General features: G+C 44.6%; 11 protein-coding genes. 5 read left to right on the top strand and 6 right to left on the bottom strand.

What is annotated here, in order from left to right:
• The first annotated feature begins 112 nt into the window (after nucleotides 1-112).
• From kynU to ACAY30_RS02655, 4 genes are all read left to right on the top strand, one after another.
• On the top strand, nucleotides 113-2,182 hold the full coding sequence (gene kynU / locus ACAY30_RS02670; RefSeq protein WP_290252183.1) for a kynureninase: 2,070 nt from the start codon (nucleotides 113-115) through the stop codon (nucleotides 2,180-2,182).
• The gene (locus tag ACAY30_RS02665) at nucleotides 2,175-3,548 is read left to right on the top strand and encodes an NAD(P)/FAD-dependent oxidoreductase (protein ID WP_290252182.1); all 1,374 of its coding nucleotides are present in this window, start codon (nucleotides 2,175-2,177) and stop codon (nucleotides 3,546-3,548) included. The genes kynU and ACAY30_RS02665 overlap by 8 nt, the downstream gene beginning before the upstream one ends.
• A complete protein-coding gene (locus tag ACAY30_RS02660; protein ID WP_290252181.1) occupies nucleotides 3,548-4,399 on the top strand; it encodes a tryptophan 2,3-dioxygenase in 852 nt (283 codons plus the stop codon). Before ACAY30_RS02665 ends, ACAY30_RS02660 begins: the two co-directional genes overlap by 1 nt.
• Nucleotides 4,400-4,688: 289 nt before the next feature.
• Nucleotides 4,689-5,345 carry an NAD(P)H-dependent oxidoreductase gene (locus ACAY30_RS02655; protein ID WP_290252180.1) on the top strand — a complete coding sequence of 219 codons (657 nt, stop codon included), beginning with the start codon at nucleotides 4,689-4,691 and terminating at the stop codon, nucleotides 5,343-5,345.
• 171 nt (nucleotides 5,346-5,516) lie between these two features.
• Here ACAY30_RS02655 and ACAY30_RS02650 read toward each other — a convergent pair whose 3' ends face one another.
• Complete coding sequence (locus ACAY30_RS02650; protein ID WP_290252179.1) at nucleotides 5,517-6,245, bottom strand: LytTR family DNA-binding domain-containing protein; 729 nt, start codon at nucleotides 6,243-6,245, stop codon at nucleotides 5,517-5,519.
• Nucleotides 6,246-6,562: 317 nt separating this feature from the next.
• Here ACAY30_RS02650 and ACAY30_RS02645 point away from each other — a divergent pair, with 317 nt between their 5' ends.
• Nucleotides 6,563-7,108, top strand: coding sequence for an outer membrane beta-barrel protein (locus tag ACAY30_RS02645; protein ID WP_290252178.1), 546 nt, complete (start codon nucleotides 6,563-6,565; stop codon nucleotides 7,106-7,108).
• A gap of 135 nt (nucleotides 7,109-7,243) precedes the next feature.
• Here the strand turns inward: ACAY30_RS02645 and ACAY30_RS02640 are convergent, their stop codons facing one another.
• The 5 genes from ACAY30_RS02640 to ACAY30_RS02620 all read right to left on the bottom strand — a co-directional run bounded on the left by ACAY30_RS02640 (nucleotide 7,244) and on the right by ACAY30_RS02620 (nucleotide 23,989).
• Nucleotides 7,244-8,275, bottom strand: coding sequence for a M48 family metallopeptidase (locus ACAY30_RS02640; RefSeq protein WP_290252177.1), 1,032 nt, complete (start codon nucleotides 8,273-8,275; stop codon nucleotides 7,244-7,246).
• 8 nt (nucleotides 8,276-8,283) lie between these two features.
• On the bottom strand, nucleotides 8,284-9,357 hold the full coding sequence (locus ACAY30_RS02635; RefSeq protein WP_290252176.1) for a YjgN family protein: 1,074 nt from the start codon (nucleotides 9,355-9,357) through the stop codon (nucleotides 8,284-8,286).
• 343 nt (nucleotides 9,358-9,700) lie between these two features.
• On the bottom strand, nucleotides 9,701-10,333 hold the full coding sequence (gene ssb, locus ACAY30_RS02630; RefSeq protein ID WP_290252175.1) for a single-stranded DNA-binding protein: 633 nt from the start codon (nucleotides 10,331-10,333) through the stop codon (nucleotides 9,701-9,703).
• A 399-nt stretch (nucleotides 10,334-10,732) separates the two neighbouring features.
• Nucleotides 10,733-11,941, bottom strand: coding sequence for an OmpA family protein (locus tag ACAY30_RS02625; RefSeq protein WP_290252174.1), 1,209 nt, complete (start codon nucleotides 11,939-11,941; stop codon nucleotides 10,733-10,735).
• 3 nt (nucleotides 11,942-11,944) lie between these two features.
• The gene (locus tag ACAY30_RS02620) at nucleotides 11,945-23,989 is read right to left on the bottom strand and encodes a VCBS domain-containing protein (RefSeq protein WP_371190048.1); all 12,045 of its coding nucleotides are present in this window, start codon (nucleotides 23,987-23,989) and stop codon (nucleotides 11,945-11,947) included.
• Nucleotides 23,990-24,361: the final 372 nt, after the last annotated feature.

Below are 24,361 nucleotides of genomic sequence, written 5' to 3'. Positions count from 1 at the left end.
TTGGGTTAGTTAACAGGGATTTAATCGAAGTGATAGATTGCACGAAAGCTCACAAAATCGCTGTAAAAACACATAGCAAAGTTCTACAGCCCCTAACGATAAGTATTTTATTATGTTACATGAATTAGCAATTAAATTAGATAACGCGGCACTCAACGCCGACAGCATTGAGCAACTGTCTGCTCAGACTCCTCTGTCATTAACCGATGCCTATCGCGTACAGGCGTTGAGTATTGAACAACGCCTTGCCCGAGGCGAGCAATTAGTGGGGTATAAAATGGGTTTTACCTCACGCGCTAAAATGGAGCAAATGGGGGTTGATGATCTGATTTTTGGCCGATTAACTGATGCGATGATCGTTGAGCAAGGTCAGTGTATTACTCTCAACGAATACGTTCACCCTCGCGCAGAGCCCGAAATCGCATTCAAGTTAAAGGCGCCATTATCAGGGGTGGTAACCAAGCAACAGGCCCTCGATGCAATTGAAGCTATCGCCCCAGCAATTGAAATTATTGATTCTCGCTATCGCAATTTTAAATTTTCGCTGGCGGATGTCATTGCCGACAATTGCTCAAGTAGTGGTTTTATCATTGGCCAATGGCGCGATGCCAAGACCGACATAAGTCAATTGCAAATGGATTTATTGATTGATGGCAAAGTGTGCGAAAGCGGTGACAGCCGCGCGATCTTAGATCACCCGTTAAACTCTCTTATTGAAGCTGCTCGCTGTATTGGCGAATTCGGTGAAGAGCTAAAGCCTGGACAAATTATTTTGGCCGGCGCAGCGACGGCTGCGGTGGCGTTGCAACCCGGGACGCATGTGAGTGTCGAGGTTGAAACGCTGGGTAGCTGTGGCTTTTACACCGGTTTCGATATGAACTTTGAAAACAGCGCACAATACGCGCAAAACATGGATGCTAACGACCCCTTAGCCAGTTATCGGGATCAATTTCACCAGCCTCAAATTAATGACAAACCGGTTCTGTATTTTACCGGAAACTCCCTCGGCCTAGCGCCAAAGGCGGCGAAAGAGTATGTCAACGAAGAGCTTGACCAATGGGCTAAATGGGGTGTTGAAGGTCACTTTCACGCAAAAAATCCATGGGTTAGTTACCATGAACTACTAACACCGCAATCGGCACATATCGTCGGCGCAAACGAGTCTGAAGTTGTATGCATGGGCTCGTTAACCAATAACCTCCACCTGCTCTTTGTGTCGTTCTATCAACCGACTGCACAGCGTTTTAAAATAATCGCTGAAGCGAAAATGTTTCCCTCCGATCGGTATCTATTAGAAACACAGGTACGCCATCACGGCTTTGATCCCGATACGGCCATCATTGAAGTGGCGCCACGCAAAGGTAAGCATTTGATCGAAGAGCAAGACATTATTGACACCATAAAACAACACGGTGACGAAGTCGCGTTGGTCTTTTTTGGTGGGGTGAACTACTTTACTGGGCAAGTCTTTGATATGCAGAAAATTACTCATGCTGCACATCAAGTGGGAGCCTATGCCGGTTTCGATTTAGCACACGCTGCTGGCAATATTGAGTTGCACTTACACGACTGGCAAGTCGACTTCGCCGCCTGGTGCACCTATAAATATTTAAATGCCAGCCCTGGTAATACCGCTGCGTTGTTTGTGCATGAAAGACACGGCAACAACACTTCGATAAATCGGTTTGGCGGTTGGTGGGGACACGACAAACAACGACGCTTTTTGATGGAGCCAAGCTTTCAACCGATGCAAGGAGCCGAAGGCTGGCAATTGAGCAACGCGCCAGTTATGGGTATGGCAATACTAAAAGCTTCCTTAGATATGTTTGACCAAGTCGGTATGCCGGCGCTGCGCAATAAGAGTTTAAAACTCACCAGTTACTTAGAATTTGTTTTTAACGATATCGTTAGCCAATTTGACACTGTGGCGCTTGAAATCATCACACCGACGGATATTAATAAGCGAGGTTGTCAGCTGTCGGTAAAATTAGTGGGGACCGATAAGACCTTTTTTGATGCGTTAACCAACCAAGGCGTTATTTGTGATTTTCGCGAGCCCGATGTGATTCGTTTATCACCAACGCCACTTTACAATAGCTTTTCTGATATTTACCAATTTGGTCAAGTACTTAAAGAGCTTTTACTGTCGTGGCAAGAGAACGAGGGTAACTATCATGGCTAAAATGGATAAACCTCGGATTGCGATAGCCGGCGCCGGCCCTGTCGGTAGTTTATTAGCCGTGATGTTGGCGCGAAAAGGTTACCCAATTGATCTATTTGAGTCACGCCCCGACTCGCGACAAACCAATATTTATCAAGGCAAGTCGATTAACCTAGCCTTGTCCGATCGAGGTTGGCTGGCGCTGCAATCGGTAGGTATAGACGAACAGGTGCGCGAGCAAGCTATCGCCATGTATTGTCGCATTATGCACGACAAGCAGGGCAACTTAACCGAGTTTCCTTACGGTAAAGAAAATCAAGCGATTTGGTCTGTCTCCCGTGCCGGTATCAACCAACAATTACTCGATATTGCCGAGCAACAAGACAATGTGTCAATACACTTTGAACACCACCTGAGCGACGTTGATTTTGATACAATGCACAGTACGTATCGCCATCAACAGCAGCCAAAACACTATCAAAGTGAATTGCTGTTTGGTGCTGACGGCGCATTTTCTAAAGTTCGTCGTTTAGCGCAAGAGTTACCCGGTAAACGGATTAGCTATTCACTCGAATATATGCCAACCAGCTATATGGAGTTTACCATTAACGCCAGTGAAGACGGGCGTCATAGAATGGAAAAACACGCCCTGCACATCTGGCCTCGCGGCAAGTTTATGCTGATCGCCCTACCCAATCCAGATGGTTCTTTTACTTGTACGTTGTTCCTTGACCATCAAGGTGAATTGAGTTTTGAATCGCTCGATAACGAAGAAAAAGTCAGCGCATTTTTTAACGAGAACTTTGCCGATGCGATGGATTTACTCGAAGATCCGGTTCAGCAATTTTTAGCCAAACGCCCGTCTAGTTTGTGTCTGGTACACATTTTCCCTTGGGTGTTTAATAATACCGTGGCATTAATTGGTGATGCCGCCCATGCCATGGTTCCGTTTTATGGACAAGGCATGAACTGCGGATTCGAAGATTGTCGCATACTCAATCAGTTAGAACATCAATACAACGGAGATTGGCAACAAATTTTGCCCGCTTACCAACACGCCCGTAAAGCCAATGGTGATGCCATCATTGAGCTTGCCAAAAGAAATTTTTACGAAATGAGTGAGTTATCAGCTGATGCCACATTTTTACTGCGTAAAAAAATTGAAGCGGCCTTTAACCAACGCCATCCTGAACTTTGGACCCCCTTGTACTCTATGGTCACCTTCTCGCCACACATACCGTACAGTGAGGCCTTGCGAGTTGGTGACATACAACAGCAAATCATGGATCAGATCATGCAAATCGAGAATATCGAACAATGCTGGCAAGAACCTCATGTTTATGAAAAACTACATCAATTAGCAGTGGCAAAACTGGAGATAGAATAATGCCTTGCCCTTACCATAATAACAATAAACGCGATCTCGAAGAGGGTATTCATAGCGACTTTAGCACTGATATGTCTTATGCGGACTACTTGTGTTTAGAGCAGGTTCTCAATGCGCAAAAGCCGTTAACCAATGAACATGATGAAATGCTATTTATTACCATTCATCAGGCCAGCGAATTATGGATAAAGCTCGCTGGTTATGAAATATCAAGCGCGATAAACAGTTTGAATAATGGAGATTTTGGCCAAGCGTTTAAAGTAATCGCCCGGGTAAAACAAATCTTTGTTCAGTTAACCCAATCATGGGGCGTGCTATCCACACTAACACCGGTCGATTACTTAAAGTTTCGCGATGCGCTTGGTCGCTCATCGGGGTTCCAATCATACGGTTATCGCAAGCTTGAGTTTTTACTGGGCAATAAGAATATCGATATGCTTAAAGTCCATAAAAGTAACGAGCAAGCTTATCAAGAGCTCAGCCAGATATGTGCAGAGCCAAGTTTATACGACCACGCCATTAAAGCTTTAGCTACTGCGGGTTTCAATATTGACCAACAATGCTTAGAGCGCGACTTTAACCAACCCTATAAAGCCAATGAATCCGTGTTGGAGGCGTGGCTAGGTGTCTATCATCACAGTGAAGAATACTTTGAGCTATACGAACTGGCGGAAAAGCTAATGGATATTGAAGATGCCTTTCAAAACTGGCGATTCAAACACATGTATACGGTTCAACGCATCATTGGCAATAAACAAGGAACCGGTGGTTCCTCAGGTGTCGGATTCTTGAAAAAAGCACTCGATATCAGTTTCTTTCCTGAGCTATTAGAATTAAGAACACGACTATAACGTTGTATTGATACTGTTTGTATGATGGTGCCGTGCGCAAGACGATTAGCCAATCCATTCGATGTCACGGCGTTTGTTAAATAACAAGTATTAAACCTCATGTCCGCAATGCACACGCGGCTTTGCCTACTAAGGTATAAATCTGTAATAATCTTGCGCGTATCAAAGCACTCTTAGCCCAATTTAAAGCTATCCTTTTGCTAATTCATTGTGATAAAGCCTTCTTGTTTGACAAACTGAGGCTATAGTTAACCGAGAGTTACGACTTATTATTCGAGGTTAAAGGCATATGAATCACCCTATTATTACCGACCTTCAACAGCGCTATACAGCAAAGCGTTACGATAGCAGTAAACGCATAAGTCACGATAAACTCGACATCATATACGAAGCCTTGCGTTTATCCGCATCATCGATAAACTCCCAGCCTTGGAAGTTTATTGTGATTGAAAGTGATGCTGCGAAACAACGCATGGACTCAACGTTTGCCAATATGTTTCAGTTCAACCAACCTCATATCATGGCAGCCTCACATATCATTTTATTTGCACACAATCCCAAATACAGTCGCGATGACTTTGCCAAAGTTATCGACAAAGGTATTGCTGATGGTCGCACCGCAAAAACTGACCGCGACGCAGCATTTGCAGCCTTTGCATTTGTAGAACTAAACACCGACAGCCACGGTTTTAACTCTGAGTGGACCAAAGCACAAACCTACATTGCACTGGGGAATTGCTTACACACCTTGGCTAGATTAAAGATTGATTCAACGACGATGGAAGGCATCGACAGCGCGTTAATTGGTGAAGTGTTTGCTGACGAACTCGACGGTTATGTTTGCAACGTGGCGTTGGCAATCGGTTATCACCACCCAACCGAAGATTATAATGCCACGCTTCCTAAATCGCGTTTAGACATAGATTCGGTGATCACCATTATATAGTGCATAACGCCCCCGGTTGGATTTCAACTGAGGCTTGTTGTGGTTGTCGATGACTGGCTCTAGGAGTGCTCTACGCTAATGTTACTTATTAAGGTAACCAGCATGCTGTTCTTAAGCGCATCCGCTTGTTCAAGTCGACGTCAATTCGTCGGTTGCGACCTGGTTTTACAACTAAGACAGCCAGTATTCTCCTTTTGCCCAGCTCTTAAAGTCACTTAACTTCCTTTTGCTTACTGGTACTTCTGTATCATTTGACATGGTGACTTTGCCTAATCGCCCCATTTGCCGAAATTTTCTGATGTGGGCTTTACTGACCCAGTACGAACGGTGACACATGAACCCTGTATCACTCGGTAACAAGGTACTTGCTTCTCGTAGGCTAAACAACACCATGCACTCACCGAGTACGGTAACGACTTTTAAATAATGGAGCTCTGCTTCAATATATATAATGTCGTTGCCAATACTGGCCGGCATAAGTTCAAAAAGAGCGTTTGCTTTAGGCTCGGTACGAACAGTAACAGGCTCAATGCTTGGTTTTTGTTTTTCCCGTCTACTTTCGCCTACATCAGTAACCGCGTCAGTTGACTTGTAAAGTTTATAGCCTAATAACCACGGTGTATTCAAAGCCATCCAAATTAAAGCTGTGGGCGGTGCGTAGCCCATGAATTCATCAAATAATTCAGTGGTAACGTCCTTAGGTATGGTTTCACCCGCAAGGTATATATCGATGGCTAGCCCCACAGGAGAGTAGACTGCACTGCCAATTAAAGCAGATATAAGCAGCTTAACCCAACTATTTCTGAATTGGTCTAACAGACGAGCTTGCAATAAAACATGGACGATAAGCACGGTAAATATCACCCCGACTGTTTGCAATTGCCATATTAGAACTGTCAACAAAAATGGTTGTTGATAGTTGTCTCTCAACAGCCAAGCAATAACAAATCCTAGGCAAGAAGACGCTATAAGAAAGTAGTTTCTTGTTCGAATATCAGTTAACGAAAACGAAAAATTCAATTAAATAGTCCCGCTCATTCATTTATCTGTAGCCCTTTAATTTAAAGACCTGTCCCGTTGGTTCAATACGAGTCCCGCTGGTACATTAAACCAATTTTGAACAATCAATCGAGTCAGTAACAACGTAAACCTTATTAAAACCGATAAAGCAAGTTTACTTTATCTATTACTCTAACCATAAAATTAAGGTTTAACTTATGTATAAATATGCAATTTTAGCTCTCACTCTCTCTACCTCACAAGCCATGGCCGAAGTGTCGAACACTGGTAAGGTGTATGCCGAACTTGATGCACTATATTTCTCTTCTCCAGGCGACTTTGATGGTGAGCAAACAATGGGATTAACGCTTGGCTATTCTTTGTCAGAACGCCACTCGTTAGAAGCTGAGCTTCAAGTTAATGGCTTAGACTCACAAAAGTACGGGTTTGAAGCTGACGCTGATTTGATCACGTATCTATTGGGATATCGATATAATTTCAAAAGTGATGGTAAGTTAACATACTTTGCGGGTTTTGGAGTGGGTTATAGCCAAGCTGAATATTTTATTGATTCTGAAAACACGGTTGAACAAAATGTAACGATTGGGTTTGCTCGTGTTGGCCTAGATTATGATTTTAGTGCGAATGCTTATCTATCAGCAGAGTTAAGGTATCAACACATTCCGGATCTCGATAAAAATCAACTTAACTATGACATTGGTGGCGTGCCAGTGGTGGGGATTAGCTTTGGGTATAGGTTTTAGTGCCTGTTAAACGATACAGTTGAGTAGCACATCACTCAGCCTATTATGGAGTGATGTGCTACTCAATCGACGTGTCGTATACTCGAACGACGACAAACTACGAGCTAGAGCTCCCTTTGTTAACATGCGCTGTTATTATTGACGATCAATCGCTTTTTTAGCTTTTTCAATCCGCTCTTTAAAATGCGGATGGGTACTAAAATATTTCAGCATGTCAGGCTCTGCCCCTGCTGCTTGCTCGAGTTCAGTCATGACCACAATAAAGTCTTCTACCGATAAACCTAACTCCGCCATTTTAGCTAACGCATAGTCATCGGCTTCACTTTCTAGCGTTCGAGAAAAATTATTTTGTAATAAGGTTATCGAGCTTGCAGATAAAAGCTCTGCCATGCCCTGTAAATCACCCAAAAAATAATTAAGCATTAAGCTGGTAGTTATTGTTTCGGCTATGCCTTGCAGGCCATGTTGATATTCCACATGAGCAATTTCATGTAAAAAAATCGCATTTATTACTTCAGGATTGTCGACAAACATTTGATAAAGATCATCGGTAATTACTACGGCACCTCCTGGTAAAGCGAAAGCGTTAGCACCATATAAGTCTGATTTGTTAAATAACAGACGATACTTGTCGTGTGACAGCTGTAACTTTGCAAGTAACTGCTCGAACTGATGCAACAATTGCGTTTTCTGCTCTGTGGTTAAATTGGAGTCAGTAACAAAATGTTCTTGCATGATTTGCAAGGTCTGATCTTCCACATGTTGCGATACGGAATAAGGTAGTACCGACACTAGTGATTTAGCCACTGCTGGTACTAGGTGTTCTACATAAGCGTAAAATAATAACGGCACCATCAACACACAGACCAACCAAAAACTAGGTGAGCGTTCAAACCAATGTAGCCAAGGCTTATTAGGATGGTGATAGGAGCGAAGGCGTTGTTCAAATTCAGCTTCATTTCGAAATTCAATGGTGCCGAGGTCAGGAATGACGATCTGAGTAGGCAAGTTAGCCAATTTTGCTGATAGATTGAACTCAGCATAAGTGTATAACCGTGCTCCATCGAATGCAGGGCTATGAATGACAATACCCTGAGGTTGAAGGTACAAAGTGACCAACTGGCAGCTATCACTGCCAGCTTGGTAAAAGTTAGCAAATATTTGCATATTATGACTTACGTTAAGGCTACATCTACATCAAAGACATTCGCTATTTCATCTGTGGTTGCCGACGGACTTTGTTCAAGATCATCGAATACCAGTTGACGACGCTTATCGAGATAAATATCTGTGCGATTTACGTTGTATCGTATACTGCGAATCCGTGTCCAAGGATAAGCCAAGCCAAAAGTAAAGATTAATGCTAACAAGTTGGTTAGTTGAAGAAACGCTAAACTTGAGAAAGTAAAGTGCGAATCAAATTTAGCTACCCCGTCAATTTTGCTCGATGCAAAGATATGGTTGCGAATCATTGCTTTATAAAAAGCCTGAATAAAGGTAAAGAAAATAATGTAAACGGCAAAAATAACAAAAGTCATAACACCAGATAGAGCGGCTTGGTCTGCCATCATCTCTGGATTAAGTCCGAACATAGCTAATGCAACAAAGAAAACAATACCTACACCTAAAGCGATAAACAGGGTAAGTAATGATGCTTCATAATAAGTGCCGGTAGATAAGTTAGTATCAAATTGCTTGTTACCGTACTTAGTATTACTCACAATAAATTGGTCAATCCGCTTAAACGCCCAAGGCAATAACAAATACAAGGTAAATACCGATAGCACTGGCAGCAGGATAAAGTTAATTGCCGCTTGTCCATAACGGCCAGTAAAGTCAAAGCGCACATTTCGATAACTGCTCATACGCATCTTAAAGCGCATACTCGAGCAAATCAAAAATGGCGTAAGAAATAAAAAACCTAAACCTAGAAGCACGCCGCCAACGGGCGACACTGTTGAAACAATCCAATATAAAGCAAAAATAGCAACGGCAATCAAACGACCTTTTAAAATTTGCCAAGGTGTTGCCAAATAATCAAAGCGATGGCCATCGACTTCGGTGTTGCCATGAATATAGCGATTGGTTCTGACTTTAGCCCAAGCTGAATAAATGCCTAGAGTGACAATGGTTAGTAAAACATTGACTATCCAAATACCAAAAAACTCGACGGCGTTGCCGTGAAAGCTAAAATTTGATTTGGTAAAGGTTGGCTCAAGGTTTTCCGTGTTATTCTGTTCGATATCCATAATGTGTCCTTAAGTACGCGCTGATGCCATTAACCTTCATTGAAGCTTTCAAGTTAATGGCGCAATATTTGAGTTTAGGTATCTAACACACCTGTACACACTTTAACCAATGCAGTTATACTTTCCAAGCCAAAAAAGCCAATAACCTATTAATAAAAAAGAAAATAATTTATTTTTGTGTTTTATCTTTGTTCACCACCGCAATCATCGACGGTTTATGGGGTTATTAATTACGTAAATCATTCACATTTAAAACTGACAATTTTTTTCGACAAATATAAAAAAAGACCTGTTAAAACAGGTCTTTAATATAAAAATCAACAAAATCTAAATTTGTTATATTTTAAAATGGGATATCGTCATCAAAATCCATTGATGGTTCTTGTGGATTCACTTTTGCTTGCTGATTTTGTTGACTGTTTTGCTGTTGTCCACCAAAACCGCCTTGGTTAGCTTGACCACCCTGTTGGTATCCGCCGCCGCCAAAGTTGCCTTGATTCGACTGACCACCTTGTTGATAACCACCTTGTTGCATCGCTGGCTTGCTGGCTGACTGCTGATTGAAGCCACCTTGCTGCTGATTAAAGCCACCTTGAGATTGCTGTGGTGCAAAACCTGCACCAGCACCTGCGGCATTACGCGAATCGAGCATTTGCATCTCGTTAGCACGAATTTCAGTAGTGTATTGATCCTGACCTTGTTGGTTCTGCCATTTACGAGTGCGTAAGCTGCCTTCAATATAAACTTTTGAGCCTTTTTTCAAGTACTCACCTGCAATTTCTGCTAGGCGACCATTAAACACAATACGGTGCCATTCAGTAAGCTCTTTTTGCTCACCTGTTTGCTTATCTTTCCAGCTTTCTGATGTCGCAACTGTTGCATTACAAACAGCGCCACCATTTGGGAAAAAACGCACCTCAGGATCCTGTCCTAAGTTACCAACAATTATTACTTTATTTACACCACGACTGGCCATGTGAAAAGTCCTGTTACTATTTATATTTGAACATTAAATAACTCGCCGTTGAGGTTTGAAAACGAGTTACGCTTGCGATACCGCGTTATCTATCTGTGATTTGAAATCGCATTCAAATTCAACTGAAGAAGCTCAGTTTAGCATCGAATATTTGTCAGGAAAAGCGTTTTTACAATGCTAATAAAGAATATTTGAAACGCCACTCAAACACCACAAAGGCTGACTACAACTCACTTTATTGTACGTCACCATGACGACTAGTTATCCCTTAGCATCTACAAAACACCGCGCTAAGATAACCATGAGCAACATAAAACAAAAGAGCTACTTGATACTCAAATAGCTCTTCTGTGTTCAATTATCACTATCGACTAGTCTATGCTGACGATATGCTAATTGTTACTTTTCTACTGGCAGCACCAGCATTTCATTTATTGTTAACTCTATACGTCTATTTCGCGCATGCGACTCTTCAGTATCACCAAGGTCAACGAGATCGTCTTCACCTAGGCCGATTGGCTTTATAACGCTCTTATCAATGCCAAACTGTTGATGCAAGGCTTCGGCGACTGACTGAGCTCGACGTTCTGACAAGGCTTGGTTATATGAGCGACTACCAGGTTCAGATGTATGACCATAAACCGCTAGTTTTTGTACGTTATAAGTTTCGATAAATTCGGCTAATGCTTTAATGCGTGGGTGATATGACTGATCGATCAACGCACTGTCATTGGCATAGAGAATCACCAGTTTAAACTGTTCTCTTCGCTCTTCCATTACAGTACAACCCACACTGTCAACCACATAGCGAATATCGCTGCCAGGGCATTGATCGTCGGGATCAAAGACACCGTCTTGATCGCTATCTTTAATTGGTTCGATAACAGGCGGTGGTGTCAGCACAGGCGCCTCATCGTCAACACCGAAGAAATAGCGAACCCCCACAGCCAGTTGCTGATTGGTATCGCGATTTAAGTGGAAATTACTGACAGCCACATATAACTGCCACTCTTGGTCCAGCTGATAATTGACTTCAGCACCGTAAAAAATATCCGTACCAGATATCTCACTGCTACCAACCTGAGTGCTAAATTCAGAGGTCGAGAACTTTCCTTGCCAATCAAAAATTCCCAGCTTTGCTGCGACGTCAATATTTTCGGTCAACGAATAGGAAGCCATTAAAGCGGCAAACAAACCTTTGCCCGATTCAGGATAGATATCTTCTGCGGTATCATAAAATACCTGTTGATCAGTGTACTCACCTTTAAACCGCAATTGACGATCACCTAAATCAAGATAACCGCCTTCTAGCGACCACAAGGAGTCAAACTTATAACCAGCAAAGGCTTTATAGCCAAAATCAGATTTATCAAAGCTGAGCGCGTCTGCGGTAATACCGTTAACATCATAGTATCGTTCGACATCTGACGAGCTCAGGTCTGTGTGATTGTAGTTAAACTCAGCGCCAACATACCAACCAATTGGCCTTTCGCACTGCTTTGTATTGTCAGCATCACTGCAATGAAACGTCTGTGCAGTAGCTGCCCCTGTAGCAGCAACACACATTAGTGTTGCTGCCATGATTTTATTTTTAGAGTTGAAAAGCATGACTTATCCTTTGCGCTTCAATTGCACAGTAAACCGAGATGACAAGGCAACGATATTGAGTAACAGTAACCAGAATAAGCTACCGCCTCCCGTCGTTACCGACTCTACTTTACTAACTGCAATCACATTGACCGTCCACTGACCTTCGGTGCGGTTGCCGTATTCGTCAACAATAACATAATTGATAACAACCTGACCGGAGAAGCCTTCTTCTGGAGTAAAGATAACCGTGCCATCTTCACTAAATGTGACGTCTGGGTGATCAACGTCGATTAAGCGCAGCTCATCACCGTCAGGATCGACCACACCGTCCAGTAAGTTTTCTTCAATTGTACCGCTTTGTTCAACGTCACTTGATTTCTCTGCAATGACCTTAGGTGCCTGATTATCAATAATTTCGATCTCAACAACCGCTAGGTCTGTACCACCATTATCATCGCTAATACCGTAATGAATGGTCACATTACCAACCAAGTTTTGCGGTGGCGTATAAATAATCTGATTATCAACCAACATCACCTCGCCAATGCTTGCGTCAATGGTCGTGATATACAGTAGATCCCCATCAGCATCACTGTCATTGGCAACCGCATCAATGGTCGCTTGCGTATTGATACTCATGGTCAGTTGATCATCATTGGCCACTGGTAGGGTATTATTGTTGATCATAATACTTACCCCGCCTGGGTCGACAATAATGCCATTGCTTATATCATCATCATCATTTACACCGCCATCTTCGATAATTTGTTGAACACACCAGTGGCCTTCTGTCAGACCTGGAGTCCAGACAGTTGAATCTGGCGCCGCATTCGGCGGAGGACAATAACCAGGTTCGCCTTGAGCTGACCATAAGCTGTTGCGACTGTCTTCGATAAAGAAGCCCCAGCCTGTATCTTCGCGATACTTGCGGTATACGGCATCTTTCGGTACCGGCTTACGCTGTGGAATCGCAATGGCAAACTGCATACCTTGCTCAGGCAGGCCGTAGGCTATGTAATCAAAGATACCGCCAATATTAATCGCTTCGCTATCTTCCTCTAGCTTGACATATTGATTGGCAACAAAGTCATTATCGGTAATCATCGCGCCACCAGCTTCGCCACCAAAGGTATACTTACCTTTGCGCAAACACACACCTGGCTGGCCTTCAATTAGATACGCATTGTGCACCTCGGCCTCTTCTTGCAACACGTTACATTCGGCAATGCGATCTAAGTAATCTGGCGTACCATCACCGTCGGAGTCTTTATAGCCTTCGAGATAGTCTGGGATCAAATCGCCATCGCTGTCTTTGTTTAAATCATCAAATGATTCAAGTGAGGTAACGACTTCAATGTATACAGTCTCTATATCGGCTAAGTTAGGTAAACCATTGTCGATAACCTCAAGTGCGATTTCATAAACACCCACAGGTAAATCAGCCGCATCGAACTGGTATTGAGTATCGTCAGTAGACAAGTTGTTCAACAGCTCACTTTGCGCCGTCCAAGTATACTGATGGATATCAAGTACATTTGGATCGTGTAGTTCGCTGCGCAATGTTACTACCCCACCTGATTGCGCAACGGTTAGGCGTTTGTCTCCTTGTTGCTCAACACTGATACGAATTTCTGGTGCGATATTACCATCAGTCAGAGTTAACGTGTGGACGTATTTCGCTCCCAAATTCGCTTCGCCAGCCAAGGTGATAATTACATCTCGGTTGTCATTTACCGCGTCATTGACAAACGTGTCTACAGGTATGTGAGCCGTGGTTCCTTGCTCAAACACCACTTGCCCGCTAACTAAGTTGTGATCATCTGCTGTTGCTTCACCGCTAACGGTGTAATCGATCACCAATGGATATTCCGGTGAAGGACCATTTAAGTGAACACTTACTGTCGCTGATTCGCCCTCTAGCACGGTTTGATCTTTTTGAATCGAAACAAGTGGCATAACGCAAACACGTTGTACTTCAGTACTCGTATTACCGTCAGCATCTGTTGCTTGCCAGTAGGCTTTATTGACACCCGCTGGATACAAGGCGGTACCGTCAATCAACGATACGGGTAATTCGTTGCCAAAGCGGTCAACAGCCGTTGCAATACCGAGATCAACGCGTGTATACAGTGCATCACTGTACACCATGTTAGCGCCACACAAGTCATCTGGTGTGGTTATAAACGGGCCGTCACTGCTCTCTAGATAAACCTCCACTTGCGCTTTTGCGGTATTGTTTTCGCTATCTTTGATGCTGTACTCAAGAAAGTAAACACCCGCGTGTTCTTCGCTCGGAGTAAACCAAAGCTCACCGTCTAATATTTCTACTTGCCCATTAGCCGTTGATGCGGCAACCAATTCCAATTGATCGTTTTCAGGATCTGAATCGTTTGCTAACACGTCTAAGGCAATAGACTCGCTTGACGTAAGAGTGAATTCATCATCGACAGCGACTGGTGGAAGATTTTCAACTTCAATCACACTAACATAAACAAACCCCATATCAGTGCCATCTTCTTGGCCATCTGAGATTTCGTAGGTAATGATATCTTCACCATAGAACGATGCATTAGGAGTGTAACTCAAGGTGCCATCGCTAAGCACCGTCACCGTGCCGTTGTCGGTTTTAGCGGTTAAGACAGACAAAGTATCTCCATCGGCATCGCTATCATTACCTAGAACATCAATCACATTCTCACTACTGCGTTGTAATACCTCGATATAGTCATCCATTGCTACCGGCGCGTCATTGACCGGTGTAATGTCTATGGTAACGGTTGCGATATTTGAGTCGTCTTCACCATCATTCGCTTTAAAGGTAAAAGAATCGCTACCATTAAAATCAGCGTCAGGCGTATACGTTAGCAATTCTGCTGAGCCTGTTAACGTACCATTTTGCGGTTGTGCAACAACGCTGTAGGTTAAGGTATCAGCATCGTCTAAATCTGATGCGGTTAATGTGATTTCAACGGCTTCATCTTCAAGTGTTTCAACACGTTGGCTATTTGCTTCTGGCGCATTATTTGGCAGAGCAATAAACTCGACAATCGCTTTGTTAGCAATAGCATTCGAATTAACTGTACCGCTAATATTTGCCGTGCCGGCATCGGTACTCGAAGTCAATGTTGCGGTATAGGTACCGTCGCCATTGTCGATAACGTTACTCAAGGTTCCGTTGTCTGTTACTAAAGTTACCTTATCGCCACCGGTCGTTAGTTTGTTGCCATTGGCATCAACTAGTTGAACAGTAATGATAGATGTTGATGTCCCATCGGCATCGATTTCAGCTACCGATACCGCAATGGTTGATTTCTCAGCCGATGCCGAGCCGACAACAAACGCCACTTCTGGCTTGGTTGTCATCGCTGCACCGTTGATGGTCGCAGTAATCGTTGCGGTGCCTACCTCAGTTGATGACGTTAACGTTGCCGTATACGTGCCATCGCCATTGTCGATAACGTTACTCAATGTGCCATTGTCAGTCACTAGAGTAACCTTATCGCCACCGCCAATCAGTTTATTGCCATTGGCATCAACTAGCTGCACGGTCACTGTCGACGTTGATTTACCATCGGCTGTGATCGACTCTTTGGATACGACGATGGTTGATTTATCCGCCGATGCTGCGCCGACAACAAATGCCACTTCTGGTTTGGTTGTCATCGCTGCACCGTTGATGGTCGCAGTAATCGTTGCTGTGCCTACCTCAGTTGATGAGGTTAACGTTGCCGTATACGTGCCATCGCCATTGTCGATAACGTTACTCAATGTGCCATTGTCAGTCACCAGAGTAACCTTATCGCCACCGCCAGTCAGTTTATTGCCATTAGCATCAACTAGCTGCACGGTCACTGTCGACGTTGATTTACCATCGGCTGTGATCGACTCTTTGGATACGACGATGGTTGATTTATCCGCCGATGCTGCGCCGATAACAAATGCCACTTCTGGTTTGGTTGTCATCGCTGCACCGTTGATGGTCGCAGTAATCGTTGCGGTGCCTACCTCAGTTGATGACGTTAACGTTGCGGTATACGTGCCATCGCCATTGTCGATAACGTTACTCAAGGCGCCCTTGTCGGTAGTTAGGATTACCTTATCGCCGCCGGTCGTTAGTTTATTTCCATTGGCATCAACTAGCTGCACGGTCACTGTCGACGTTGATTTACCATCGGCAGTGATCGACTCTTTGGATACGACGATGGTTGATTTATCCGCCGATGCTGCGCCGACAACAAACGCCACTTCTGGCTTGGTTGTCATCGCTGCACCGTTGATGGTCGCAGTAATCGTTGCTGTACCCACTTCAGTTGATGACGTTAACGTTGCGGTATACGTGCCATCGCCATTGTCGATAACATTACTCAAGGTGCCATTGTCGGTAGTTAGGATTACCTTATCGCCGCCGGTCGTTAGTTTATTGCCATTGGCATCAACTAGCTGCACAGTAACTGTCGACGTTGATTTACCATCGGCTGTGATCGACTCTTTGGATACAGCAATGGTTGATTTATCCGCCGATGCCGAGCCGACAACAAATGCCACTTCTGGTTTGGTTGTCATCGCTGCACCGTTGATGGTCGCAGTAATCGTTGCTGTGCCTACCTCAGTTGATGAGGTTAACGTTGCGGTATACGTGCCATCACCATTGTCGATAACGTTACTCAAGGCGCCCTTGTCGGTAGTTAGGATTACCTTATCGCCGCCGGTCGTTAGTTTATTGCCATTAGCATCAACTAGCTGCACGGTCACTGTCGACGTTGATTTACCATCGGCTGTGATCGACTCTTTGGATACGACGATGGTTGATTTATCCGCCGATGCTGCGCCGATAACAAATGCCACTTCTGGTTTGGTTGTCATCGCTGCACCGTTGATGGTCGCAGTAATCGTTGCGGTGCCTACCTCAGTTGATGAGGTTAACGTTGCCGTATACGTGCCATCGCCATTGTCGATAACATTACTCAAGGTGCCCTTGTCTGTAGTTAGGATTACCTTATCGCCGCCGGTCGTTAGTTTATTGCCATTGGCATCAACTAGTTGAACAGTAACTGTCGACGTTGATTTACCATCGGCTGTGATCGACTCTTTGGATACGACGATGGTTGATTTATCCGCCGATGCTGCGCCGATAACAAATGCCACTTCTGGTTTGGTTGTCATCGCTGCACCGTTGATGGTCGCAGTAATCGTTGCTGTGCCTACCTCAGTTGATGACGTTAACGTTGCCGTATACGTGCCATCGCCATTGTCAATAACGTTACTCAAGGTTCCGTTGTCCGTCACTAGAGTAACCTTATCGCCACCGGTCGTTAGTTTATTGCCATTGGCATCAACTAGCTGCACGGTCACTGTCGACGTTGATTTACCATCGGCTGTGATCGACTCTTTGGATACGACGATGGTTGATTTATCCGCTGAAGGAACAATGTCATTCACATTGATCGATACAGTGGCTACCTGGTCAGATAACAGACCTTGGCTATCTTTCGCCTTATACGTAAAGCTGTCTGCCCCCGTGTGGCCTTTGTTCGGTGTATACGTGGCTACAGAACCGTCTAACACTACCGAACCATTAACTGGCTGACTCACGATTTCAAACGTCACGTCCGCACCGTCTTCGGTATCAAAGCCGCTTAGCGTGATGTCAGATGTCGTATTTTCTTGAACGGTGATATTCGGTTTGTCATCCGCAATAGGTGCATCATTCACACCGTTAATCGTGATCGTCACAGTGCCTGTGGTCACGCCATCGGTAGACGTCACCGTGAACACATCCGTTAAGCTTTGACCTGATGTCAGCGCTTGGATTGCATCTTGTGCGTTGTCCGCTGAATACGACCATGAGCCATCAGCGTTTATGCTAAGCGAACCGTACGAGCCAGCAATTGTTTCAGCTTTAAATTGTGCTTCACCATCATCACCACCAGAGATCGCAATACTACCCGATGTGGTTAAGGTAGGCGCTGCATCTTCAGTAACTGACCCCGTTGCATTGGTGATGCTCGGCGCATCATCTGCACCGTTAATCGTGATCGTCACAGTGCCTGTGGTCACGCCATCGGCAGACGTCACCGTGAACACATCCGTTAAGCTTTGACCTGATGTCAGCGCTTGAATTGCATCTTGTGCGTTGTCCGCTGAATACGACCATGAACCATCAGCGTTTATGCTAAGCGAACCGTACGAGCCAGTTAATGTTTCAGCTTTAAATTGTGCTTCACCTTCATCACCACCAGAGATCGCGATGCTACCCGATGTGGTTAAAGTTGGCGCTGCATCTTCAGTTACCGAGCCCGTTGCATTGGTGATGCTCGGCGCATCATCTGCACCGTTAATCGTGATCGTCACAGTGCCTGTGGTCACACCATCGGCAGACGTCACTGTGAACACATCCGTTAAGCTTTGACCTGATGTCAGCGCTTGGATTGCATCTTGTGCGTTGTCCGCTGAATACGACCATGAGCCATCAGCGTTTATGCTAAGCGAGCCGTATGTGCCAGCAATTGTTTCAGCTTTAAATTGTGCTTCACCTTCATCACCACCAGAGATCGCGATGCTACCCGATGTGGTTAAGGTAGGCGCTGCATCTTCAGTTACCGACCCAGTTGCATTGGTGATGCTCGGCGCATCATCTGCACCGTTAATCGTGATCGTCACAGTACCTGTAGTCACACCATCGGCAGACGTCACCGTGAACACATCCGTTAAGCTTTGACCTGATGTCAGCGCTTGGATTGCATCTTGTGCGTTGTCCGCTGAATACGACCATGAACCATCTGTGTTAATTCTAAGTGAGCCGTATGTGCCAGAAATTGTTTCAGCTTTAAATTGTGCTTCACCATCATCACCACCAGAGATCGCGATACTACCCGATGTGGTTAAAGTAGGCGCTGCATCTTCAGTTACCGAGCCCGTTGCATTGGTGATGCTCGGCGCATCATCTGCACCGTTAATCGTGATCGTCACAGTGCCTGTGGTCACGCCATCGGCAGACGTCACCGTGAACACATCCGTTAAGCTTTGACCTGATGTCAGTGCTTGGATTGCATCTTGTGCGTTGTCCGCTGAATACGACCATGAACCATCAGCGCTTATGCTAAGTGAGCCGTATGTGCCAGCAATTGTTTCAGCTTTAAATTGTGCTTCACCTTCATCACCACCAGAGATCGCGATGCTACCCGATGTGGTTAAGGTAGGCGCTGCATCTTCAGTTACCGACCCAGTTGCATTGGTGATGCTCGGCGCATCATCTGCACCGTTAATCGTGATCGTCACAGTACCTGTAGTCACGCCATCAGCAGAAGTTACTTCGAACACATCCGTTAAGCTTTGACCTGATGTCAGCGCTTGGATTGCATCTTGTGCGTTGTCCGCTGAATACGACCATGAACCATCTGTGTTAATTCTAAGTGAGCCGTATGTGCCAGAAATTGTTTCAGCTTTAAATTGTGCTTCACCATCATCACCACCAGAGATCGCGATACTACCCGATGTGGTTAAAGTAGGCGCTGCATCTTCAGTTACCGAGCCCGTTGCATTGGTGATGCTCGGCGCATCGTCTGCACCGTTAATCGTGATCGTGACAGTACCTGTGGTCACCCCATCGGCAGACGTCACCGTGAACACATCCGTTAAGCTTTGACCTGATGTCAGCGCTTGGATTGCATCTTGTGCGTTGTCCGCTGAATACGACCATGAACCATCTGTGTTAATTCTAAGTGAGCCGTATGTGCCAGAAATTGTTTCAGCTTTAAATTGTGCTTCACCTTCATCACCACCAGAGATCGCGATGCTACCCGATGTGGTTAAGGTAGGCGCTGCATCTTCAGTTACCGAGCCCGTTGCATTGGTGATGCTCGGCGCATCATCTGCACCGTTAATCGTGATCGTCACAGTGCCTGTGGTCACGCCATCGGCAGACGTCACCGTGAACACATCCGTTAAGCTTTGACCTGATGTCAGTGCTTGGATTGCATCTTGTGCGTTGTCCGCTGAATACGACCATGAACCATCAGCGTTTATGCTAAGTGAGCCGTATGTGCCAGCAATTGTTTCAGCTTTAAATTGTGCTTCACCTTCATCACCACCAGAGATCGCGATGCTACCCGATGTGGTTAAAGTAGGCGCTGCATCTTCAGTTACCGAGCCCGTTGCATTGGTGATGCTCGGCGCATCATCTGCACCGTTAATCGTGATCGTCACAGTGCCTGTGGTCACGCCATCGGTAGACATCACCGTGAACACATCCGTTAAGCTTTGACCTGATGTCAGCGCTTGAATTGCATCTTGTGCGTTGTCCGCTGAATACGACCATGAGCCATCAGCGTTTATACTAAGCGAGCCGTATGTGCCAGCAATTGTTTCAGCTTTAAATTGTGCTTCACCTTCATCACCACCAGAGATCGCGATGCTACCCGATGTGGTTAAGGTAGGCGCTGCATCTTCAGTTACCGAGCCCGTTGCATTGGTGATGCTCGGCGCATCATCTGCACCGTTAATCGTGATCGTCACAGTGCCTTTAGTCACACCATCGGCAGACGTCACTGTGAACACATCCGTTAAGCTTTGACCTGATGTCAGCGCTTGGATTGCATCTTGTGCGTTGTCCGCTGAATACGACCATGAGCCATCAGCACTTATGCTAAGTGAGCCGTATGTGCCAGCAATTGTTTCAGCGTTGAATTGTGCTTCACCTTCATCACCACCAGAGATCGCGATGCTACCCGATGTGGTTAAGGTAGGCGCTGCATCTTCGGTTACAGAGCCCGTTGCATTGGTGATGCTCGGTGCATCATCTGCACCGTTAATCGTGATCGTGACAGTACCTGCGGTCACACCATCGGCAGACGTTACTTCGAACGCATCCGTTAAGCTTTGACCTGATGTCAGCGCTTGAATTGCATCTTGTGCGTTGTCCGCTGAATACGACCATGAACCATCAGCGTTTATGCTAAGCGAACCGTATGTGCCAGCAATTGTTTCAGCTTTAAATTGTGCTTCACCATCATCACCACCAGAGATCGCGATGCTACCAGATGTGGTTAAGGTAGGCGCTGCATCTTCAGTTACCGAGCCCGTTGCATTGGTGATGCTCGGCGCATCATCTGCACCGTTAATCGTGATCGTCACAGTGCCTGTGGTCACGCCATCGGCAGACGTCACCGTGAACACATCCGTTAAGCTTTGACCTGATGTCAGCGCTTGAATTGCATCTTGTGCGTTGTCCGCTGAATACGACCATGAACCATCAGCGTTTATGCTAAGCGAGCCGTATGTGCCAGAAATTGTTTCAGCTTGGAATTGTGCTTCACCGGCGTCTCCACCAGTTATCACAATCGTACCCGTATCGGTCAAGATATCCGCATCATCTTCGTTAACCGAACCCATTGCATTTGTAATGCTCGGCACATCATTCACAGAATTGACTGTAATTTTGATAGTCGATTGATTCGAATCCGTTTCACCATCATTAGCAATATAAGGGAACGTCACCTCACCATAAAAGTCGGCTTTAGGTGTAAAATTAATGGCACCCGTCACTGCTGTTAAAGTAATGGTGTTACCATCGCCATCGGTTAGTGTTGCAACCTTGTCACCTAAATTATCCAATAAGTGGTAAGTTAGTACTTCATTAGCATCCTCATCCGTAACAAAATTCTCAAGGCCGTCGAGAGCAATAACTACTAGAGCCTCGTCTTCGTTAGTAGCGAAGCTTGCCGCTGATGCAACTGGCGCGTTATTCGACGGGGTAACATCATTAGCAATAAACTCAACCGTATCACTACCGATATTGATTGAATCTGCTATTGCAGAAATAGTCGCCGTACCAACGACCGTTGAAGTAATCGTTGTTGTCGCCACACCATTGGCATCAGTGATAACCGTGGTATTAGCTAGTGTACCCAAGTCGGTCGATAAACTAACACTTTTGTCGGCAATAACATTGTTATTAGCATCTTTAACCGCGATGGTTACCGTCGATGTAGATGTGCCATCTGCTTTAATTTGAGACGGTGCTGCTGTAACCGATGACTTTAATTCGTCGACAGCGCCGGCGGTAAAATTAACCGTATCACTACCAATATTTGTCACACCAACAACAGCGTTAACAGTAGCGGTCCCGATAAACGACGACGTAATTGTTGTCGATGCTTCACCTTGGCTATTGGTAATGATTGTTTCGTCAGCTAGCGAGCCCAAGTTAGTTGTTAAGGTAACCGCTTGATTGCTAACTTTTTGATTGTTTGAATTTCTTAAAGAAACAGTAATGGTTGAAGTTGTTGTACCATCTGCGGTGACAGTTTTGGGCAATGCGGTAACCGACGAGTTCAATGCAGAAACTTCTTCGACAACAAGGAGCGTCACCACTGCTTCATTTGAATAAAGTACTTCGTTATTGGAAACGTTTTTATATACTCTATAAACAAAACTATAGTTGCCAGTATCATTTTGTTTAGGGCTGTACGTCACATTGGCAAGTGTCGAATCTGCAAGTGTTACATTGCCGTTAGCAGGCTGCGATACTATTTCGTATGTTAACTGGCTACCATCCGCATCGGTTGCGTTCAGCGTGAAATCGATATCCGTATTAACTTGAGTAACAACTGTCTGATATTGGGCTACAGGAACACTACCAACAACGATAGAAACACTAGCGACATTTGAGTCATCATTGCCGTCGTTTACTTTGAAAGTGAAGTTATCTTGTCCAGTAAAACCATTCATCGGCGTATAAGTAACAACACCGTCACTTAACACAACAGAACCTTTTGCCGGATCTGGCTCGTTTACGATGCTATACACCAATAGATCGCCTAAGTCGTTGTCATAAGCGACCAAGTCAATCACAACGGCGGTATCTTTTGCTGTCGTTATCGACTGACCTTTTGCAACCGGGGCGTCATTAACAGCTATAACTTGAATATTAATTTTTGACTCATTTGAGTCTATCAGACCATCGTTCGCGATATAGGGAAATGATATTGTGCCATTAAAGTTGGGCGCAGGAGTGAAGGTGAATTCACCTGTCGTTGAGTTTAGTGAAATCAAGCCACCAGTTTGATTTAAACGATCAACCTTAGCGCCACTGCTATCAACTAAATAATACGTTATCGTATCAGCATCTGCATCACTTACATAACCCGTTAAACTACCGCTAAGTGCAATATCTTCTTGGCCATCAAGCTCTACAACCGATGCTTGAGGTGCAAGGTTACTCGCTGTATCGTTATAAAAAGAAACAAAGGCATTTTGCTTGATGGCATTAGAATTTACTAAACCGCTGATCGTTGCTACATCAGGTGTTTGCGACGACGTTAACACCGCACTGTATGAGCCATTGCCATTGTCAGTGATTGTACTTAGCGTGCCTTTGTCGGTACTTAGTTCAACCAGTTGTCCACTAATAGCAACTGCGTTGCCACTAATATCATATAATTGAACGGTGATGTCTGAGGTTGAAAGCCCATCGGCTACAATACTTGAAGGGTTAGCTGAAATTGTCGTATTAGCAGTGAGCTGGCTATTGAGGTAGTCATTTAATGCATCAAACGTCTGTGAATTCGCCGCATTACCACCTTGTAATTTTGCCGCTTGATCAACAAAGTTTTGCGTACTGTAATTCGGTTGCAGCATGTAAGTAATTTGATTAGAACTACCTGGCGTTACGCTATAACCAGAACCGTCCTCTTTTGGTACATCGACAATAAAACCAAAACCATGCAAAACACTACCAGCCGCATTACGCCAGTTAAGAGCCGTATCAAAGGTGACGACGCGCCCATCGGTATATTTAAAGGTAATTTGCATTGCAACATCATTACCCTGAGTACCGCCGAACTGTCCCGTTGCCGTTTCTTGAGAGAGAATAGCTTCTTCTATACCTACGGTATCAAAGGTTAGGATATTGATTGGCGCGTGAGCGTTATTACTGTATTCACCGATAACACCTCGATCAAAACTAACCGACACGTTAACCGCATTTGCTTGAGCGCAGACGGTAAATATTAATAACACACTAAGAACTAGCTTCGACACTAGTTGACGATAAAAAGTCACGTTCATTTTATTATCACTTCCCTGTGGAACTGCGTTGTCACATTTGCGAATTTGACCGTACAAATTGCTACAAATCTTTTGGCGCTAAATTATCAAATTGGTTAATAAATGACAACTAAAAAATAAACAGAAAACAGAAAAACAAGGGTATCTTCTCTCAAAGCCCTATTTTTACTAGTTAACAGCCACATCAACAATCGTCATAAAGTAGATAACTTAATGATAATTAAGAGATAGATCGGGTTAACTCTATATATTTATATAGGTTATTTTACGGTAATAATTATAAGTAAAGTGGCTATCGCTAAACTAAAAAAGCAAAGCTTCATGCATTGTTAAAGGCTAGAAAGCAAAAAACCAGCCGTTAGGCTGGTTTTT

The sequence above is a fragment of the Thalassotalea ponticola genome (genome assembly GCF_041379045.1).
Lineage (GTDB): Bacteria > Pseudomonadota > Gammaproteobacteria > Enterobacterales > Alteromonadaceae > Thalassotalea_A > Thalassotalea_A ponticola.
This window is presented reverse-complemented; position numbering and strand designations above follow the sequence as displayed.

Coding starts and splice junctions, on each gene's coding strand:
- kynU (WP_290252183.1), top strand. CDS start 113: ATGTTACATGAATTAGCAATTAAATTAGATAACGCGGCACTCAACGCC.
- ACAY30_RS02655 (WP_290252180.1), top strand. CDS start 4,689: ATGAATCACCCTATTATTACCGACCTTCAACAGCGCTATACAGCAAAG.
- ACAY30_RS02645 (WP_290252178.1), top strand. CDS start 6,563: ATGTATAAATATGCAATTTTAGCTCTCACTCTCTCTACCTCACAAGCC.
- ACAY30_RS02640 (WP_290252177.1), bottom strand. CDS start 8,275: ATGCAAATATTTGCTAACTTTTACCAAGCTGGCAGTGATAGCTGCCAG.
- ACAY30_RS02660 (WP_290252181.1), top strand. CDS start 3,548: ATGCCTTGCCCTTACCATAATAACAATAAACGCGATCTCGAAGAGGGT.
- ACAY30_RS02635 (WP_290252176.1), bottom strand. CDS start 9,357: ATGGATATCGAACAGAATAACACGGAAAACCTTGAGCCAACCTTTACC.
- ACAY30_RS02620 (WP_371190048.1), bottom strand. CDS start 23,989: ATGAACGTGACTTTTTATCGTCAACTAGTGTCGAAGCTAGTTCTTAGT.
- ssb (WP_290252175.1), bottom strand. CDS start 10,333: ATGGCCAGTCGTGGTGTAAATAAAGTAATAATTGTTGGTAACTTAGGA.
- ACAY30_RS02665 (WP_290252182.1), top strand. CDS start 2,175: ATGGCTAAAATGGATAAACCTCGGATTGCGATAGCCGGCGCCGGCCCT.
- ACAY30_RS02625 (WP_290252174.1), bottom strand. CDS start 11,941: ATGCTTTTCAACTCTAAAAATAAAATCATGGCAGCAACACTAATGTGT.